This window comes from Stenotrophomonas sp. LGBM10 (assembly GCF_046736075.1).
GTDB lineage: Bacteria > Pseudomonadota > Gammaproteobacteria > Xanthomonadales > Xanthomonadaceae > Stenotrophomonas.
On the sequence record NZ_CP177163.1, the window covers coordinates 674533 to 692995 of the forward strand.

Sequence of the window (18463 nt, forward strand, 5' to 3'; positions counted from 1 at the left end):
GAAAGGCTCCACTGGATGGGTGCCCCGAAGTCTGTCGATTCCCCTTTTGAATCAATACGGTAAACCGTGTTTTGCGACTCGCCGAACTCGTTTCAGGAGCCGCCGTCCAACCGCACCTGGGCCTGCCGCCAGGCAGCGGGGGTGGTTCCCTCCACCTTGCTGAAGCATCGGTAGAAGGTGGAGGTGGACAGGAAGCCCGCGGCCTCCGCCACCTCCTCCATCGAGGCGGCTGCCTGGGTGCGCAGCACCTGTTTGGCGGCCTCGACGCGGATCTGGGCCAGGTATGGTTTGAACGCGGTCTTGTGGTTGTCGTTGAGCAGTTGCGACAACCGGGCCGGGGGCATGTTGAGGCGCCGCGCCAGTTTGGCCAGGCTCAGGCCCGCGTCCTTGTACAGGCCCTCGTCGACCAGCAGCGCGTTCAGCGCGCGCAGCGACGCCTCGGCGTCGGCCTGGGCGATCTTGCGGTCCCGGTAGGGCTCGGCGACGGGCGGAGGCGTGCGCCGTGCAAAGGCCACACTGAGGCTGAGGTACAGCACCACTGAGAACGACAGCGCGCCCACGATATAGGACGTCAACCCGGCGGTGGCGTAGGCCATCCAGATCACCGCCACGCCCGCGATCACCGACGCCACGTGGGTACGGGTGAGTGCGCCGGGCGCCCCGTCGGCACGGCCCTGTCTGGCAGCGCGCAGGAACAGCCCCGCTGCCACCAGCAGACAGGCCAGCCAGCCCACCTGGATGGTGCCCCACACCGGCCCCGCCCACAGGCGCACGTTATCGGTATACGGATACGCGATGCCGAAGGCGGTCGCGAGCACCAGCAGGCCCAGCGCAACCCGCGCATCGTGCCGGGTCTGCCGGCGATCGGGGTCCAGCCAGGCGCGCACGAAGCCGACCAGGCAGATGCCGATGAAGAAACACGCCGTCAGGCCGACCTGCAGCACCAGCTTGGAGATGTCCGGCCAGAAGTAGAACAGCACGGACTTGCCTGTCCGCAGGCTCAGCATCAGCACCAGCGCCGCCAGCCACGCCTGCGCCGGCCTGACGGGCTGGCGCAGCAGCAGATGGACCGACAGGGCCACGCCGTTGAAGGCACCCAGGCCGGCGAAGAAGAACAGTACGTAGGACGCTGGCATACGGGCGCAGATACCCTGAAGGCGCGGGACGCAGAAACAGTACGCAAGCCGGGTCAGGCCATCAAGGCACCGAACGTAGCCAGGCGGCCGCGGCCTCGATGGCATCCTGCTCGCTCGACACAGGCGTCTCCGGGCGGATGCCCTGCGGATACGCCTGCCCCTGGCGATCCAGGAACTCGGCCGTCGTCAACAGGAGTGCGCCGCCGTCCGGAAGCGGATAGGTTCGATTGGAGGTTGCCCGCGCGCCGGTGGTCTGGCCAAAGAACCGGGTGTCCGGGCGCGCCCTGAAAGCAACGGCCACCGCCTCACCCGAGCTGGTGGTCTTGGGGCCAACGATAACGGCAACGCGACTGCGGGACAGATCGAGGCTGCACGTAGTGGCGGCACGCGCGCCCCAGCGGGTCACGGCGCCGTCCCGGGTGCGGTTCGCGCCGATGGGGCCATCGCCGAGCAGCGGGTGCAGCCCACTCAGCATGGGCCACATGTTGCCACCGGAGTTCTGGCGAAGATCGACGATCCAGCCCTTGGAGGACTCGGGCGCCAGCGTGGCGATCTTCCCGCAGAGTTCGGCACTGAATGCCCTGCCGGCAGCGGCATCGGTTCCGCGCAGACCCGGTACGAGCACATACCCGATGTCCTGCATCTGCCGCGATTCAATGGCCCTCGATGCCACTGCGGTCGTGCGGGCCGTTGCGGCCTGCCGTGGCGCCTGCAGGAAACTGTGCCGGTCGCCGAGCGCGTTCAATACCGTCTGCAACCGGCCGTACGCCTCCTGCGCAGGACGCTGCTTCAGGTCGGAGGCATCCATCTTCGCCTCGTGGGCCGACCAGTCCACCTTGCCTGCGTTCAGTGCGTTGGCGCGAATGATCGGCAGCGCATACGCCATCATGTCGTACGCGGAAACATCGCCCGACACCACGGGTGCCGACGTCAGCGTGAGTCGCTGGACCTCCACCCGCCCTGCTGCATCCAGCGTCACACCGAGCTTGAGGTGGGTCGCGTCCGACGGGACGTAGAGCTGCAGCTCCCTCGCCTGTGCCCCCTCACCGGCGCGGGCAGGGCTGGCACCCGAATTCGCGAACGCCAACTGTCCGTTGGGGCCGTCCGCGCGCAACCAGAGCGCAGCGATGCCTGTGCCTTCGGCGATCAGGAGCGAACCCGTCAAACGCACCTCCCGTCCCTGGAAGGCAGTGGCGTCCAGTGACGTGATAGCACCGACGAACTTGTCCTGCCCCATCGATTCGGCAGACACGGTGACCGCAGTGCCGTCAGATGTCCGGATATCGCCCGAGCCGTTGGTCCGCGAATGGGTGCCGATGCCATTCCAGACGGTCTGCGCGGTTGCGCCGCCGCTGAGGAGCGCAAGGAGAATGAACGTCGCTGTGCGGAACATACTCAACATCCGTGTCTGAGCTGGAATGCGATCCTAGTTCAAGCGTGTTTCATTCAACAAGCGGTGTGGGGTTGGGGGCTGCGGGTAGGGGGCTGCGGATGCAGGCGTGCCACTGGCGTTGTCTGCGTCAGGCAGCGCTGTCGCCGTCCGGGTACAGCGCGTCATCGCTGGGGTCCGCGTGTTCCAATTGCACCTGGTGATGGATGAGGTGTGCACACACGGCTTGAAGCAATGGGTATGGCCCACTCTACTTTTACTGATCGTACCAACCGATCTCGAACGGCACGTCCCCCATCGGCACCCAACAAACTCCACCAGGCTGTCTGCGCGTCCGTACGAACTCCGCAAGAACTGACGCTGCAATGCCGGGCGCAAGCGTACAGGCCAGAGGAACACGAAACGGGTCGCCCCCCATCTCCGTCACCAAGAATTCCCTGCAACTTCCTCCGTCATAGGGGACCAGTCGATCCTCCAAGAAAAGCTCCAGGAAGAATCGACCTGCCTCTGGCTGCATGACAGCCAGGCTGGGGCGACCGGCGACAGAAAGCAGAGCTTGACCATTCCCTCCTTGCTGCCAGTAAGAGGCTGGAGACAGGAGAACAACGTCTGTGATCTGTCGCTCAGTCGGCTCTACCAGTTGAAGCATGCCGTCAGGAGACTCATAGGTCAGTTCCATTGGCATTACTTTTCGATCCCGCCGTGCATCTGACTAGAAGCAAGTTTGAACATGGGCGTTGAACGCTCGACGTCTCGGGTAACGCAGCTCGATCTCAGGGGGACCGGGTTGAGCCAACACGCTGGATGGCCCGGCTTGGCGCGGTCGATGCCATGAGCACGCCCGGCTGCGGATGGCCGCTTTGGGTCGCAAGCCGACTTCAGCATCACCAAGCGCTGCATCCGGCGCGGTGTCCGGTACCGGCCAGGAGCGCTCGTTCGCAGCAGACACTCAGGCCAAGTCGAGCCGCGACGCGGCTTCGGCTTGAATGAACGGTCAGATGCGCTCACAGGTGGACTCGACAGCCGCTTCCTTGTGCATGGCGTTGACTGGAATGGAGCGCACGTGCGTACCGTTGAACTCAAGGATGCGAGACTCATAAACGGACTTCTTGGCCAGCTGCTCGTCCTGCGCTTTCTGGCCGGCATCCTTTGTGACCGATGGATCTGACGCCGAGAGAAACTCGACATGGTTGATCCGGGATCTCACGACGTCACCCACAAGCTCCCACGTGCCGCTGCTGCGATCCTCGAGTGTGAGAGGAGCCTTGCCAGGGGCGGAGATCAGGCTACGGGAGTGACCGGTAAAGGTGCCGTCCGGAAGCTTGGTTGTTTCATCAGTTACCGTGACAGTGAAGCCTGGTCCCTGCATGACAGTTGGGCCACATCGCCAAGTGCCGAAAAGATCTGACGGACGAAGGGGCGTCGTGGCCGATGCGGAACCGGCGGCGATGAGCAAGATCGCAACCGCTAGTTTTCGACGCATTCTTGCTCCCAAGCGCATCCAACTCCGGAATCAAGCCGACTCGTGAAGCGAGTTCAGCTGGGGTGACATGTCAGGCGCCGCCGACGAGTTGAGGCACGCACCGCAGTGCGGACAATAGGAAATGAGGATGCCACCACCGCCCGCGCTCTCCGGGATGGCAATGCACCATTCGTTGCCTTCCGAATCCCACTCATAGCGAATGTCGTAGTAGCAACTGTTCGTCTGCGCCTCAAACGCTTCGCAGCAGGCTGAGAAGTCGTTGGGCACGGAAGCTGTTCCTTCCGGGCATAGGCTTCCGTCAGCGTGGAGTTGATCCGATGCCATAACGCGCAACTACCCAATAGACGGACCCAGAGTCCGGTTGTACGACTTGCCCGCAAAGTACCCTACGGCGGGCTTCCCCCTTGATGCAGCTCGATCTTAGGGGGGCTGGGTCCAGCTGACAAGCCAGCATGCAACCGACGCAGCGGTGGGTTCGGCAGCAACTGCACACTCTCGGCGGCATGAGTGCAGATGTGCGCTTTGGCTGGGAGCTGCCATATCCCTACCCCCGATAGATATTCCTAACCTGTTTCCCGGCCGATGTCTGCTTCCGGGCAGGAGCGAACGTTCGCAATACACTACGTTAAGCCCCACGGCAACGCAGTGTAGGTTTGAATGAACTGCTAGGCCGAAGCCAGATGCCAAAGTGCATGGCGCAGCTCCCATTGCTCACATCCCCAACTGGAAATTGCTCCGTCAGGACGTAGCTCTGAGATATTTAAGCCCTCCTCAACGTCCTCGTAGTACAGGGCAATGTTGCCAACTTTGGCCACTACAAAGACGGTCTCGACCGTGCCTAAGCGATCAATCTTGGCGAGATAGGTGACGACCTTATGAATACCCCTATCAAACACTCTTCGACGTGTTCCGGCCGGCGTGTAACCAGGCCAGCGCCACGCTCGGCGACTGCACCAATGCCTGCTTTGGGTCGAACGCGGAAATTACCACGCGTGCGGCAACCGCGTCCCTGCGGGCATCTGCGTCCGGCCAAAAGGGGACGTTCGCAACGTAAGAACCAGGGTAAATCGAAATGCGGGATGCGCTTGCGTGACTTGTTCCGCCGCCCCTAACACAGCATGTCCAACAAGTCCTTGTCTTCATGATGCTGTTCCCACGTGGAGAGAAAGCAGAAGCTCACCCCGCTGCGCATGGCGACCGTCTGGAACGCCGCGAGTTCTTCCTTCGTGACCGGGTACTCGACCGGATCAAAGTGCAGAAGCGCCCACGGCTTGAGGAATGAAAACCCGGATTTCAGTTCCGAGAAAATTGCCTTGAGCTGAGACCGTATGCGGGAGAAATCTCTGACCGGACCCGCGCCATTGCCAAGAGAATGGCACTGGCGGCGAATCGTTCTGTCTCCACCGACAGCGCGGGCAATGAAGTGGTCCTGGTGCACTTGAACGTAGATCAATTGACGCTGGAAAATTCCCATTCCCTATCTCACTCCGGAATCACACCGAGCCGCGAAGCTCACTTGCCACCCGCCGCTTACGGAGCGTCATGCCCGCCGAGCTTGGTGGACGGAGACAGCTCCGGCGCTACAACGGCGAAGTCGTAGCCGAGGATGAGCTCGCGCCATTCAGGCGTCAGGTCTTTCATATCCCTGCTGCGCAGACGGCGCAGATCCACCAGGATCCAGTCGTCCGGTGCCGCGCCCGAGGGGCGGGCCAACATCACATCCTTGCGCCAGTCGCTGTCCTTGCCCGTGGTCGCATCGAAGTCGTACACCTTCATCGGGCGTCCAACCCCGTTGTAGCCGGCGCCCGTCCCTCTCGCGCCGCCGACGATCAGGTTCAGAGCCTTCACGTTCTGTCCGTCGGCGTGCTCGGCGACGAAATTGCCCACGTCGCGCTGACCGAGTGGGTTGTAGCCCTTGTAGAGGTGATAGGCGCCGAACTTCATCAGCACGCGCGCCTGCGGCACCTCGGCCAGATGGGCCGCGAGCGTCCGCTTCATCAGCCGCGCCCTGCGCCCGTTCGCATCGCCGCGACCGGACTGCGAGGCCTGATAGATGGCGCGTGTTTCGCGCAGGGCAGCGAACAGCGCTTTAGCCCGGTCGCCGCCGTCCTGGTCGATGGCGGCCCCTGCCGGATCTAGCGCCGCATCGGTCGCCTTCAGCAGGAACAGGTCTGTGGGCGAACCGGAGGCGAGCGCGGCCTGCACGGCGGTCCGCTCCTGTTCGGCCAAGGCCTCGATCTGGGCACGGGCGAGCGGCCCTGGGCCGGACGCCAGCATCTGTGAGAACAGATAACCGCTTACCCCGAGAAACTCCTGATCCAACCCCCACAACTTGAACGCCGGCCCGGCGACAGCGGCGCAATCGGCGACCGTCTGGCCTTCGGCGCGGCTGTTGAGGAACGCCATCACGTCGGGATAGGCGGTGATGAAGTCAGCGATCTGCTGCTCCCGGTCCGGCGCTCTCATCCGTGCGTTGACTGCTTCGGTGGCCTCCGGGCCGGTCTCGACGGCCATAGCGGTCAGGCCGCCGGGCGCCATCAATCGACAGACATTCGTGGTGAACGCAGGGATCTCGCGCGAGAAGTGGCTCTCGCCGATGAGGACGTACCGGCTGGCATCTACAGCGTCCGACAAAATGGCGGCGCCCGGACCCGAGAAGCCCTCCGGCCGGACGGTGAGTGGCGCGCCTGCCTGCGCCAGGCGATCCGCGAAAGTGAGCGGTACAACGGTCTCCGCATACGCGGACGCCGCACACAGGCATGCGAGCGACAATGCCGCCCCAATCGACTTCAGACGCATATGGTGTGTCCCCTTGGATGAATCGGCGTTACAGATACCCCTGAAAACCGCGATTCAAATCGCGGTCGTAGTTCCCCTCGCCGCGGGCCAGTGTAGCGCACGCGCGTGCCGCTATTACAACGCCAAATCCTGAAAAACGTCAGTGCTCATGGTCATATGAATTCACCAACAGCGATGAACTACGGCGCTGCCGAAATGACCTTCAAAGCCGTGACGTTCCGGTTCAGGCACCCCTGCCACCCCTGCGACTTCGCCGACGGGAAGGTGATCGATCCCACCTGCCCCGCCTGCACGAGCGGGGCGCTGATCTTCGGATACGCCGTCAGGACCTTTGCGCCCTGATCCAGTGCGACTGCAGGATCGGTGCCCTTGTTGTTGAGCACATCCCCCAACGAAATGACATTGGTCTTGCCCGCAACGATACGGAACACGCCCGCGCCTTCTGCGTAGCAGTGCTCCGTCTGCAGGTTGCCTTGCAGATCCCGCCTTGCCGCATAGGCGTAGTCGCCTGGCACCACGGAACGCGCACCGAAACGCAGCGTCGTGTCGAGGCCTTCTGGCTTCTTCAATTCGTCGACGACGAACGCGCCCGCTCCGCCGTCGAAGGTAATGGAGAACCACTCCGGCAGGAAGGTCGACGACTGCAGGTCGACCCTGCTGAACACGAAGGTGTGGCTGCGCACTCCCTGATCAGGCACGTTGTCTGTGGCAACCAGGACGAATGCGTTGCCATCGCTGCCATCGAACGTGGTGTTCTGGTCGACGGTGGCGCACCCGCTTAGAAATGCACTGGTGATCACTGCAAGAACCACGCGCTTCATGACGCCCCCTGATGGGTTCCTGTGGACCGGATCGGCCCGAATGGATGGTAATCCAGACCACTGATGCGTTTCGCACCGCTCTCGCGGGCCGGATGTCGCCCGGAAGCAGACTACTGTGCGCCAGGGCTCACGCCAGGGCGCCATCCTGCCCGGGCCCGCCGCAGGTAGTCGGCACCCGCGAATGCCAGCGGTGGACCTCATGCAGCTTGCCGGTGTAACGGCATTCGTCGGTGGAAATCACCGAACGCACGGAGACGTCAAACGAGACGATCCGTTTGCGGTTGGTAGCGAGGCGATCCGTGCGGATCTCGGCCAACACCTGTGCCGACGACAGCGCCTGAACGGGAATCTGGATGACGTTCAGACGATGGCGGAGCCATGCCTGCAACTCGCCTGCGATACGGAGGTGGACAGCTCCCGCTGCACTGTGGGCGGCGGTGCCTGCGAGGACATCAACGAGGAGCGTGCCATCCGGAAGCACTGCAAGGACATCAATGTCATCGCCCATGCGCCAGCCGACCAGCATGTGGCAAAGCGTGTTGGCAACATCCTGGAAGATCTTTCGACGCATTGGTTGACAGCACTCATGCCCGGAAGCGTGACGCAACAAGCGGGTGATAGGACAGGGCGACACCGCACAGCCACGCTGACGCAGCGGCAGCAAACAGCGCGATGCCAAGGCCACTCACCTGCCCGATCAGTGGCGATTGTGCCAGCAGCCCTGCCGCCAGGACGATCAGGGCAGAGGCAACGATGGCGAGCAGACGCCCCCACCGCCTGAACCGCACGAGCCCTGTCCATGCTGCGGCGCCAGTTACCACGCCCACCAGCAGCACAAACGCACCGAAGACCCACATTGGAGGAGGTTGATCCAATGAAAATTCCACGTGCACGGGGCGTTCCAGGGGCAGAAGCAACGCGCCCGACAGAAGAGCAACGGAGAGGACCATCAAAACGCGGATGACGGCAGCCATGAGCGAAACCCTTCCAATGGATGGACCCAGAAGCCACTTGCACGACGTGCCCAGACAGCCGCGTAGACGGGCGCTTACCTGACGCGGCTCGATCATAGAAGGGCCGCGGCCGTCCAACAAGCGGGGGGATGAGCGGGCCCAAGCGCCGGGGTCGGCGCCAGGCTCGATTCGGGCACGGGGCTAGCGGAACCGCACCTCCGACCCGTACACCGTTTCACCTGCGTTGACCCGCACCTCGACGTCCGTGAGGCGCTGATGGATTCTGCGCCAGTGCAGAATCCAGCGCACGAGGAGCGGCAGGCCGAACAGCAGATAGCTCACAACGGCTAGAACGACAGCCACGGATACCCCGCCCGGATGCAGCCAAAGCCACGCCGTGGCCAGAAGCGCACTGAAGATGGGTCCACCCGCAGCGGCTGCAAGAATTGATCGTGAGCGCATGACCGCTACGGCCTTGCGAACATCTGACAGATCATCAAGCGTTATGCGATCAGCACTTTCCATATGGGTTAAGGGCCTGACAGGCCTCCTCCTGCGTCAGAGTGGAAACGACAGGTTCGATCCTGGGGCTGCCGGGCCCCGCTGGCAAGCCGACGCACTATCGGTCCTGCGATGCCCGCCGGCACCCCGCAGTGCATTGCTACCATCAGCACCTGCCCGTTCACGGATGAAACCACCCGAATGCGCCCGTTGCCGCCGTCCCGCAGAATCGCCGCGCTTGCCTTGATCGCCTTCGCTGCGTGCGCGCCCACGGTGCTGCACGCCGCGGATGGGCCCGGCTCCGCCGCGTTCTTCACCCATCCAATCGATACGGCCGCAGACGCGCCGCTGGTCGCACCAGGCAGCAATGGCCGATTGCGCTACGGCATGTACCGCGAGCGCGGCGGCACGCAGGCCCGGCATATCGTTCCGGACTTCTCGCGCGCCGGCTACCGCGGCGGTGGCGTAGCGCTGCCTGCGCCCGCCTCGCTCCCCGTCCGCGTGGTGCTTGCTCCCTCCGCTGGCGGCGACGACCACGCGCGCATCCAGCAGGCCATCGACACGGTGAGTGCGCGCACGCCCGATGCGCACGGCATGCGCGGCGTCGTCCTGCTCACGCGCGGGCGCTACACCGTCTCGAACGGGCTGGTCATCCGCAGCGGCGGCGTTGTGCTGCGCGGTGAAGGGCGCGGCAGCAACGGCACGATCATCCGTTCGACCTACACCGGCCGGCAGGGTCGGATCATCGAGGTGGGCAACCGCGAGCCCTCCCGGCTGGTGGACACTGCCGGCCTGCCGTCGTCCACCATCAGCGCCGCGTTCGTGCCGGTGGGGGCAATGCGGGTGCCGCTGGCCTCCACCGCCGAGTATCGCGTGGGCGACACCCTCATTCTGCGTCGCACGCCCAATGCCGCCTGGCTGGGTGCCGACGGAATCGATACCGCCCGCTATGGCTGGACGCCCGACGGCTTCGCGATGGACTACGCGCGCGTGGTGGCCGCCGTGGATCGCGACGCGCTGGTGCTGGACGCACCGGTGGTGGATGCGATCGAGCGCCGCTTCGGCGGCGGTACGGTGTACCGCGTCGCTGTGCAGCGCATCGGCGAGGTCGGCATCGAGGACCTGCGTCTGGAAGGCAACCCCGACACCGGCACGGCTGCAGGTACGCCCGATAATGGACCGTACACGGCCATCCGTTTCAACGGTGTGCGTGATTCATGGGTGCGCAATGTCACGCTGCGCTATGTCTCACACGGCATCACCGCGCACGACGGCGCCCACTTCAACACGTTCCAGGATCTGGCTTATCTGGACCCGCGCTATGGGCAGACCGAGGGCATGCGCCGCTACGCGTACAACTACGAAGGCAGCGCGTCGTTCAACCTGACCCAGCGCTGTTATGCCGAGCACGCCCGGCACAGCGTCGTCACCGGCGCGCTCACCCCCGGGCCAAACGTTTTCCTGGACTGCCTGGCCGTGGACGGCACCAACGACAGCGGCCCGCACCATCGCTGGGCCACCGGCACGTTGTACGACAACACCCGCGACACTCAGCTTCGGGCACAGAACCGGCGTCGCAGCGGGTCCGGCCACGGCTGGGCCGGCGCGCAGCAGATGTTCTGGAACACGGGCAGCGCGCACTACGTGCTGCAGGCGCCGCCGCATGCGATGAACTGGAGCGTGGGAGAGATCGGGGATGCCGTACCGGGCAAGTTCCAGCCCGAAGAGACCGCCGGCATCGTGGAGCACCCGTCACAGGTGGTGATCCCGCGCAGCCTGTATCTGCAGCAGTTGCAGGATCGCCTTGGTGCGGGAGCGGTCGAAGCGGTGACAACCCCGGCACAGCGGCGCGGCCGGGTGTGGGAGGCGCTGGCCTGCCAACCCGACGCATGTCCTGGAGATCGCAAGTAACCCTCACCCACCCCGCCTGCTTCAGTGGTGACGCGTCTGTTTACCTGCGAGCGGAGCGCGTGCGCTTTCCGTCTTCGTCCTGCGATGCCGCGCGACTCTTCGCGAACGCGGGGAACGTCTTCTCGATCGGGTCGGCATCCGGGAGGATGTAGAACACCCCGCCGCGCTGGAACGTGGTGCTGATGATCTGCTCGTAGAACCCGGGCGAGACGTTGATGCAGCCATGCGTGACGCGGTTGTCGTCCGGCGAGGCGGACGCAAGGCGCTCCACCCGCTTCTCGGCCGGGACGCCGGTCGCGGTGGGATGGATGGAGACGGCGGACTCGTAATCCACCCACAGGACGCGGCCGGCGTCGATCGACGGGCCGTAACCGCCTACGAAGCGGCCTGCCGGCGTAGTGCGGTCCCGACCCGGAATTTCGCGCAGCGCCAGCCCGGCGACACCGGGGGCGGTATGGTCCCCGGTCGCCGAGCCGAACAGCCCCGGCGCCGCGCCGCGCAGCCGGCCCTCACCATCGAACACCAGGATCTGTGCTGCGGCCTTGTCCATGATGGCGAACGGATAGCCCTGGCTGTCCTTGGTGGCGACAATCCACCCCGCGAGCTCGATCACGGTGTCGGAGACGTCCTGGCCTTTCGGCAGTTCATCGACGGCGGCGACCGGTTGCGGGGCGGCATCCTTGGCGCTGGCAACGCCGGCACCTGCAAAAGCCAGCGCCACGGCGAGCGCACCAGAGACGGCACGTCGTGCTGCGTGTGAGTACATAACGATGGGACGATTCCTTCGGATGGAACGATGGGCTTAAACGAAACCAGTGGCCAACAACGGCCACCGGTTCCACTTCATACCCTGCACACCAGGTGTGCAGGCGCGATCAGCCGCGTGGCTGGCGACGGGGCGCCTTTTCGAGCTGCTGGACGCGGCCTTCGATCTGATCCAGACGTTGGTTGGCCTGCTGCGCGGACTGGTTGGCGGACTCGGCGCTCTGGGCAGCGCCCTGCACCTTCACATCAAGCTGGTCGAGGCGTGAGTTGATCGAGGCGAATTCGTCTTTATAGGTGGCGCAGCCGCCAAGGCCGACGGTGGCGATGATCGCCACGCCGAGCGTACGGGCGAGCGTCAGGTGATGCTTGGTCATGGTCATTGCAGTCCCTCCTTTGTCTGGGGAGACTGGAATATAGCTGCCTTTTTGTTGGCGCCACGAGAGGCTTTCAGTTCTGGTTGGAAGACGTGGAGACGGCGTGAAGAGGTCGTAAAACGCATGCTCACACGGCGTTTTTTCTTCAGCACCGATCGCCATACCTGCCCTGTCGTCAGCGTGGCCCGGCGCTTGCCTACCAGAGCCGACCATCGTCCAATACCCGCGTGCTAGCCTGAAACCGCAAGGACGCCGCACCCTTCCGCCATCGTGCTTCCTTCCGGGCAGACCTCATGAAGACGCCACGCCAATCCGCCGCCAGTACGAACAGCACCGCAGCGGAGACGCAGCCCACCCTGTTCGCTGCGCTGCGGAGTCTTATGATTCCCTACCGGAGCAGGCTTGACGTCGTGCACGATGAAGACGGCCACTTCTACGCAAACTGCCAACACCTCGACGCCAAGGGCAAGGCGCAGTTCTTTGGGGCGGTGAAGGTCTCTGGCCGCAAGCATGTCGTTCACTTCATGCCGGTCTACGATTTCCCCGAGCTGCTGAGTGATATCAGCCCCGCGCTGAAGAAGCGCATGCAGGGAAAGTCCTGCTTCAACTTCGATGCTCTGGACCCGGCCCTGCTGCAGGAACTGCAGCACCTTGTGGAACAGGGTGTGGCGCGCTACGAGAACGCCGGCAAGCTCTGAGGGACTGGACCATTCGCGTTTGGGCGCGACCGTCTCTGAGCGACAAGGCCCGTAATGCAGGCCTTGTGCCCCATCGTCGAGCATTCTCCGCAGGGTGATACGTGAGCAGCTGCATACGCATCAATGCACCCGTGCCCTCTATGCCGAGCGACACGGCTCGCTACTCGGTGACGTAGACGATCTGTCCGACACCCTCGGCGCGCCCGGCCTATGCAAATGCGCGTGTATCAGGCATCGGCCAACACCAGAGGCCAACTGCGGTAGCGCCGGCCTGTAGTCTTCGTGGAAAGGCTCACTATTACCGGCACTTTGTCGCCCGTCCGGATCGGTAGAACGATATGGGTTCGTTCGAGATCGGACGCAGGCGCGTCCCGGTATCGCTGCTGGCGGCGCCGGCGACCGGGCTGGCGGTGACGGTGGAGGAGCTGATCGGAGCGCCGGGGCTGCGTCCTGCGGGCAAGCGCGGGCCGGCACCAAAGCTGCAACAGCAGTTGGAGCGGATCAGTCAGCTGCCAAAGGCCAAGCAGAAGATGGTGAGCGAGGTGCTGGACTCGTTGCTCGCACAGGCCGGACGCTGAGCACGATCACAATGCCAACCATGACAAGGCCCGCACTGCGGGCCTTGTGCTTCATGGCGTGGGCTTAATGCCTCCGTCTCCTTTGATCGCAACATCAAGCCCGTTCATCGAACCACACGGTTCCACGATGAACCATGCTCATGTTCCCGTGTAAGAGAATGCATTTTCTATGTAAACAACCATGCCATTTGAATCCACGTACGCGCGAAACTGCTTACCTATGCGTCGATGCGCATCAACGCCACCATAGATTTCATACATCTTCTGGAACGCAGTGGAATCAACGTCTTTTCGGTGCCTCGGCAATGGCAGGATCTCATTCTTGTTTGACGAATCAATGACCCGGAAGTCAATGCCATTTCCCTCCAACAACAATCGAAACTCCGCCTCTGGCACGGGCAAGTGGAGCTTCACATTGAAATGCTCTGTAAAGGTTGGCTCAGAATACCCTGCCACAATGCCTGCCTCTTCGCTCACGGATGTTTCCTCCATCGTGACGTCACCGGCAGTGCAGCCAGCCGAATTCAAAAGGACTAAGGTCATCGAATACAGGCATCGGAAGACAATTGATTTCACAAATACTCCACTACTAACTACGTCATCAGGGTTCCAGTTACTTCTTTAAGCTGACATCAGACCCAGGCAGATCACTTGAGCTTGGAGCAGGCTTGCCAGTCAACTCTGTATACGCTGTACCAGCATAAGCATTTGAGTTCGTGGACAGTGGCTTGTAATCGATCTTTGCCCCATCCACCTTGTTGTTAAAGGTCTGCAGCTTCGCAGCTGCTTGCTCGATGTTGCCCGGTATCGTGACCTGAGACCCTTCAACGGTTGAGCCCAAGGGCCTGCCAGTACTTGGATCAGCATCAGTGCTTTCCGCAGCAGGCCCAAGCGCAGTAACCAATGTAACGTTGCCCTGACCGCCCGCATCCTGAACCGGCGAACGTGATACGACCGCACTAACCCCTCCTGGGTACGCCGCACTGGGGCCAGCTCGAGAAATCATTTCAGCACCAGAGTCTGTGTCGCGAAGATAAACATACTGATGGCTATAGTCCCCTTGAATGGGGGCTTTGCCGATCATAAAGGAGCGCAACGCCACTTCCACATCACGGCCATCGGGATCAACGAACTTATACGGATTGTTCCGCGCGTAGCAATATCGGCAGAAGTTTGTGATCGGTTTCTGATAAGCAGTCACCGGATCGACACTCAGCATCGCCCCAATGCCTGGATCGTAGTAGCGCTGAACACTCTGACCCGACGAGGGTTCCGCCTGTTGCTGCGATCAACCCTAGAGGGCATGCGGCCTAGCGTCGTCAACTCGCCTTGATGCACCCCCTACCGTTATCGCCGAAGCCCTTGAAGCGACTTTCGGCCACCATCGCTATTGCGTCAAGAACGCTGCCCACCCGTTGCCCACAACACACCCGGCGCAGGGGATGGATAGACCATCCCCATACACGCCGGGACGGCGCCGCGCGCCGGTTGTGGACAACGCGTGGACAGCTTCCGACTTCGGTTAAACCGCACGCGATTCTCTCGGCTCTCGAATTTCCAGAATCGATACCTCACCAATGGCAAATCGATACAGCGCCTGCCGTTCCGCATCCGGCCGCTGTACGCCTTCCCAGCCATCGGCGGCAAATACGCTTTCCAAGTCCTGGATACGCTCTTTCATTTCCTCCAGCGTCGCCGGCTTCGGCAATCTGTCCACGTTGACTCCTGTATTGAGTGAAGAATTGACCTTCTGCATTGCAGCGAATTGAACACCCCAAAGCGGGCCCGATTTTCCGCCACGTCCTTAACCCCCGCGAAGCCCATACACCATACGCACCCTGCCGGGTGTGCAAGTGGCTGACTTTGCTGATGTTTTCGCCTTGACCGCCTTGGAGCGGTACTAGACAGGTACTAGAAGCACAACCTAACCCCTTGAAATCTCACAGGTTGAGTTATTACCGCTCTAGTACCAGGCGAATCGAAGGAATGCGTCATCCATACATCAGTCGAGAGACTGACATACCCAAGGCATCCGGATTGGAATAGCCGCTTACTCCTCGCCTGGCTCCCGCAGCAGCCGCGCCGCCGGATGGGTGGCCGCGTGAACCGCTTTCAGGCGGGCAATGGAGACATGCGTATAGCGCTGGGTGGTGCTGATCTGGGTGTGCCCCAGCATCTCCTGCACGTGCCGAATGTCGGCCCCGTTGTCGAGCATGGCGGTGGCCATCGTGTGCCGGAACAGGTGACACGCGCCGCGCTTAGTGATGCCAGCCTGCTGGAAGTAGTGGCGCACCCGCCATGACAGTGCGTCATTGGATAACGGCTGACCGCCGCAGTTGAGGAACAGGTGCTTTTCCTCCGACTGCTTGAGCAATAGCGGCCTGGCTTCGCGCTGGTACTTCTGTATCCACGCCAGTGCCCGTTCGCCCAGCGGCACGAAGCGATCTTTGCGGCCCTTGCCGAGCCGCACGTGCAGCGTGCCGTGCAAGGGCTCCACATCGCTCATGTGCAGCCCTACCAGTTCGGCCCTGCGAATGCCAGTGGCATAGAACAGTTCGAGAACGGCCCGATCCCGCAGGCCGCGGGGATCGGCGATGTCGGGTAAGGCCAAGACAGCTTCGACTTCCTCCAGTGTCAGCGGCTCGCGCAGATCGTTCGTGCGCTTGGGCAATTCCAGATCGGCAGCAGGATTGGACTGCATCACGCCTTGCCGCACCAGCCAGCGGAAGAACATCTCCAGCGTATAGAGCGCCACGATCTGGCCGTTCAACGCCATTGGCTGGCCGTTGGCCTTGCGATACCGGAACAGGTAGCCCTGGAATTGCTCGACGTGGCGATGCGTGACATCCAGAGGGCGCTCTATGCCGCGTTCGACGCACCAGCTATGGAACAGGGCCAGCCGGCTGCGCCGAGTGCGCTGGTCGGCCTGGCTGCGGTGCTGGACGCGCAGGGCCTCCAGATAGCGCCGTATCCACGCCGACAGGCTGTCCGGGGGCGAGGGAGCGAGCAGCAGGTTCAAGCGTTCGGTACGCGGGCCGGCCACGTCAGCGGCCCGCCGCGTGGCCGTTCAGGTGCGCAGCCTTGCCGGCCCGTGGACGTGCATTCGAGACCCTTTCCTCGGCCGTGGACCGCAACGCCTTGTCCGGCTTGGATTTCTTGGCCGTTTTGCCGCCCCGCGCATGGGCCGCATCCCCACCGCGACCGGGCAGTGCAGCCCCCGCGAGGTTGGGGGTCGCACCCCGCGAGGTTGTCGATTTGCCCCGCGAGGTTTTGCCGGTGACGGGTTCGGATTGCTCCCCCTCCGACACACCCAGCCCCATCAACTGCGGGGCGTCGCTGTCCGTATCGCCGTCGAACAGCAGACTGTACGCGAAGCGCTGGCCCGGCCTGCCGCCGTGGACGGCCACGTAGTCCAGTTGCACCAGCCGATCCAGGTGGACACGCAGCTGCGTGTCCGACAGCCCCAGCGGCCCGCGCACGTCGCGGCGGGTGAAGCGCACCTCTGCCCGCTCGATGCCCTGCACCCCGGCCCGCTCGACCACCCAGCCATCGAGCGCCGACAGCACACGCCGGGTCTGCGGCGGCAGCTCGTCTAACGACCGCCCCAACACCGCGTGCGCAAGCCGGTTCGCCAGCACGATATCCTCGCGGGTGACTTCGACATACTCGACCGCCTGCCCCTCGACCTCCAGCGTCCGCACGGGTCGCTGGTACTGGTGCAGCAGGGCGATGGCGTCGATCAGGGCCAGGTACTTCACATGATCGCGGCGCAGCCGTACGCGATCCGAGGCGAAGGTCAGGGACTCGGCATAGGGATTCACCACCGCCAGCGGTCGCAACAGGGTCTGTGCGGCCCGGTGGGCGGCCAGCACGTGGTCGCCGCGCACCTTCGACTGCAACCCCGCCAACGTGCGCGCCTGCCGCTGGCGCTGCTGGATCGCTGCCGTCTGCTCCGACGTCTCATTGATCGTTAGCACGAGGCAGCGGTTGAGCAATTCCTCGTCGATGTCGATGGCCGTGGTGGTCAGGCACAGCATCACCGGGCCTTCCACTCGGTAGTCGGCAGTGACCAGCTTGCCGGTGGCCGGGTCTTTGCCGGCCGAGGCGATGGTCAACTCGCCCTGCGACTGCAACAGCTTCAAGGCATAGGCGGCCTGCCTGACCCCTTCCTCTTCGGCAATGGCAAGAATCTTGTGCCGCAGGTCGCCCTCACCGAGATAGAACAGCGATTGTCCGGTCATGGCCGAGTAGTGGACACGCTGGCGCTCGGGCATCAGCGACAGCAGCGCATCCATGAGTGTCGATTTGCCTGCGGCGGACGTGGACTGGATCAGCACGGCCAGCGGCTTGTCCAGCAAGCGCGAGGTCATCGCCAAATAGCCGACCAAGGCATTGACGTTCTCGCCCACTACGCCGACGGCTTCCACGTCCGCCACGATGCGATCAGGCAAGGTGGGATCGCGCAGCAGGGCCAGCCCAGCCGCTTCCTCGTCCTCGGTCAACAGCGGCGCATCGGCGGAGACATCCGGAGCCAGTGCGCCACGGATGGCCTGCTCCTGTAGCGGTTCCAGGGCCAGCACCAATGCCGACAGGTCGCCGGCGATGACCGACTCGGCCACGCCCAGTTCCAGCGCGGCCGCCTTGGCGAACGACGCACGGGCGCGGGCCAGGTCAGATCGAGCGTATCCAGATGCAGCCGTTCGCCGGACGACACCCGCAGGGTGATCTTCAAGGTCTCGGCGGAGAGGTTCCGCGACAGGCCGCGCACGCGATAGGCGCGCGGGCCGCGATTGAAGCGCACATCGTCCTCGCCGGCAATTTCCACAGAACCGCTGACAGGGAGGGCACCCGACAACGGCATCGACAGCGCCGCATCCGCAGCGGAACCCGGTGACGCCGACACCGGGAAGCACCCGAAAGATGGGAATATTCAGCTCAAACGATTACGCCATATCAACGTATCATCGACGCCGAACCGTCAAACTGGGGTTAGCGTATGGGCACCGTAGAAGCACGACACAGCGCTGCCATGACACCAGACGAGAAAGCCTTCT

19 protein-coding genes and 1 pseudogene are annotated in these 18463 nt (G+C 63.4%); 3 read left to right on the top strand and 17 right to left on the bottom strand.

From position 1 onward, the window contains the following. Positions 1–92: 92 nt before the first annotated feature. The 10 genes from ACLB90_RS02735 to ACLB90_RS02780 all read right to left on the bottom strand — a co-directional run bounded on the left by ACLB90_RS02735 (position 93) and on the right by ACLB90_RS02780 (position 9107). Positions 93–1136: a helix-turn-helix domain-containing protein gene (locus ACLB90_RS02735; protein WP_411851512.1), complete on the bottom strand. Its 1044-nt coding sequence runs from the start codon at positions 1134–1136 to the stop codon at positions 93–95. A gap of 61 nt (positions 1137–1197) precedes the next feature. Then, positions 1198–2529: a S41 family peptidase gene (locus ACLB90_RS02740; RefSeq protein ID WP_411851513.1), complete on the bottom strand. Its 1332-nt coding sequence runs from the start codon at positions 2527–2529 to the stop codon at positions 1198–1200. Positions 2530–3520: 991 nt separating this feature from the next. Continuing rightward, on the bottom strand, positions 3521–3982 hold the full coding sequence (locus tag ACLB90_RS02745; RefSeq protein ID WP_411851514.1) for a hypothetical protein: 462 nt from the start codon (positions 3980–3982) through the stop codon (positions 3521–3523). A 57-nt stretch (positions 3983–4039) separates the two neighbouring features. Next, positions 4040–4276 (bottom strand): hypothetical protein, encoded by a 237-nt coding sequence (locus ACLB90_RS02750; RefSeq protein ID WP_411851515.1) that lies wholly within the window; start codon positions 4274–4276, stop codon positions 4040–4042. A gap of 841 nt (positions 4277–5117) precedes the next feature. Then, positions 5118–5483, bottom strand: coding sequence for a hypothetical protein (locus ACLB90_RS02755; RefSeq protein ID WP_411851516.1), 366 nt, complete (start codon positions 5481–5483; stop codon positions 5118–5120). A gap of 56 nt (positions 5484–5539) precedes the next feature. Next, entirely contained in the window at positions 5540–6808 is a 1269-nt protein-coding gene (locus ACLB90_RS02760; RefSeq protein WP_411851517.1) for a hypothetical protein, read from the bottom strand. Between the two features lie 179 nt (positions 6809–6987). Then, positions 6988–7629, bottom strand: a complete 642-nt coding sequence (locus ACLB90_RS02765) for a hypothetical protein (RefSeq protein ID WP_411851518.1) — start codon at positions 7627–7629, stop codon at positions 6988–6990. A 127-nt stretch (positions 7630–7756) separates the two neighbouring features. Continuing rightward, complete coding sequence (locus ACLB90_RS02770) at positions 7757–8200, bottom strand: hypothetical protein (RefSeq protein WP_411851519.1); 444 nt, start codon at positions 8198–8200, stop codon at positions 7757–7759. Between the two features lie 13 nt (positions 8201–8213). Beyond that, positions 8214–8603 (bottom strand): hypothetical protein, encoded by a 390-nt coding sequence (locus ACLB90_RS02775; protein WP_411851520.1) that lies wholly within the window; start codon positions 8601–8603, stop codon positions 8214–8216. 180 nt (positions 8604–8783) lie between these two features. Next, positions 8784–9107 carry a hypothetical protein gene (locus ACLB90_RS02780; protein ID WP_411851521.1) on the bottom strand — a complete coding sequence of 108 codons (324 nt, stop codon included), beginning with the start codon at positions 9105–9107 and terminating at the stop codon, positions 8784–8786. A 177-nt stretch (positions 9108–9284) separates the two neighbouring features. Between ACLB90_RS02780 and ACLB90_RS02785 the strand changes: the two genes are divergently transcribed. Next, the gene (locus ACLB90_RS02785) at positions 9285–10994 is read left to right on the top strand and encodes a hypothetical protein (protein ID WP_411851522.1); all 1710 of its coding nucleotides are present in this window, start codon (positions 9285–9287) and stop codon (positions 10992–10994) included. Positions 10995–11034: 40 nt separating this feature from the next. Here ACLB90_RS02785 and ACLB90_RS02790 read toward each other — a convergent pair whose 3' ends face one another. Further along, positions 11035–11715: a hypothetical protein gene (locus ACLB90_RS02790; RefSeq protein WP_411851523.1), complete on the bottom strand. Its 681-nt coding sequence runs from the start codon at positions 11713–11715 to the stop codon at positions 11035–11037. Positions 11716–11869: 154 nt separating this feature from the next. After that, positions 11870–12139, bottom strand: a complete 270-nt coding sequence (locus ACLB90_RS02795) for a membrane protein (protein WP_017355080.1) — start codon at positions 12137–12139, stop codon at positions 11870–11872. Between the two features lie 287 nt (positions 12140–12426). Here ACLB90_RS02795 and ACLB90_RS02800 point away from each other — a divergent pair, with 287 nt between their 5' ends. Next, positions 12427–12831 carry a hypothetical protein gene (locus tag ACLB90_RS02800; protein WP_411851524.1) on the top strand — a complete coding sequence of 135 codons (405 nt, stop codon included), beginning with the start codon at positions 12427–12429 and terminating at the stop codon, positions 12829–12831. A gap of 338 nt (positions 12832–13169) precedes the next feature. After that, positions 13170–13409 carry a hypothetical protein gene (locus ACLB90_RS02805; RefSeq protein ID WP_411851525.1) on the top strand — a complete coding sequence of 80 codons (240 nt, stop codon included), beginning with the start codon at positions 13170–13172 and terminating at the stop codon, positions 13407–13409. Positions 13410–13547: 138 nt separating this feature from the next. Here the strand turns inward: ACLB90_RS02805 and ACLB90_RS02810 are convergent, their stop codons facing one another. From ACLB90_RS02810 to ACLB90_RS02830, 5 genes and pseudogenes are all read right to left on the bottom strand, one after another. Next, positions 13548–13886 carry a hypothetical protein gene (locus ACLB90_RS02810; RefSeq protein WP_411851526.1) on the bottom strand — a complete coding sequence of 113 codons (339 nt, stop codon included), beginning with the start codon at positions 13884–13886 and terminating at the stop codon, positions 13548–13550. 136 nt (positions 13887–14022) lie between these two features. After that, a pseudogene (locus ACLB90_RS02815) lies at positions 14023–14649 on the bottom strand (hypothetical protein); the annotation flags it as partial. 282 nt (positions 14650–14931) lie between these two features. Continuing rightward, positions 14932–15165, bottom strand: a complete 234-nt coding sequence (locus ACLB90_RS02820) for a hypothetical protein (RefSeq protein ID WP_411851527.1) — start codon at positions 15163–15165, stop codon at positions 14932–14934. Positions 15166–15459: 294 nt separating this feature from the next. Continuing rightward, positions 15460–16428 carry a site-specific tyrosine recombinase XerC gene (gene xerC / locus ACLB90_RS02825; protein ID WP_411851528.1) on the bottom strand — a complete coding sequence of 323 codons (969 nt, stop codon included), beginning with the start codon at positions 16426–16428 and terminating at the stop codon, positions 15460–15462. Between the two features lie 25 nt (positions 16429–16453). After that, a complete protein-coding gene (locus tag ACLB90_RS02830; RefSeq protein WP_411851529.1) occupies positions 16454–18028 on the bottom strand; it encodes a hypothetical protein in 1575 nt (524 codons plus the stop codon). Positions 18029–18463: the final 435 nt, after the last annotated feature.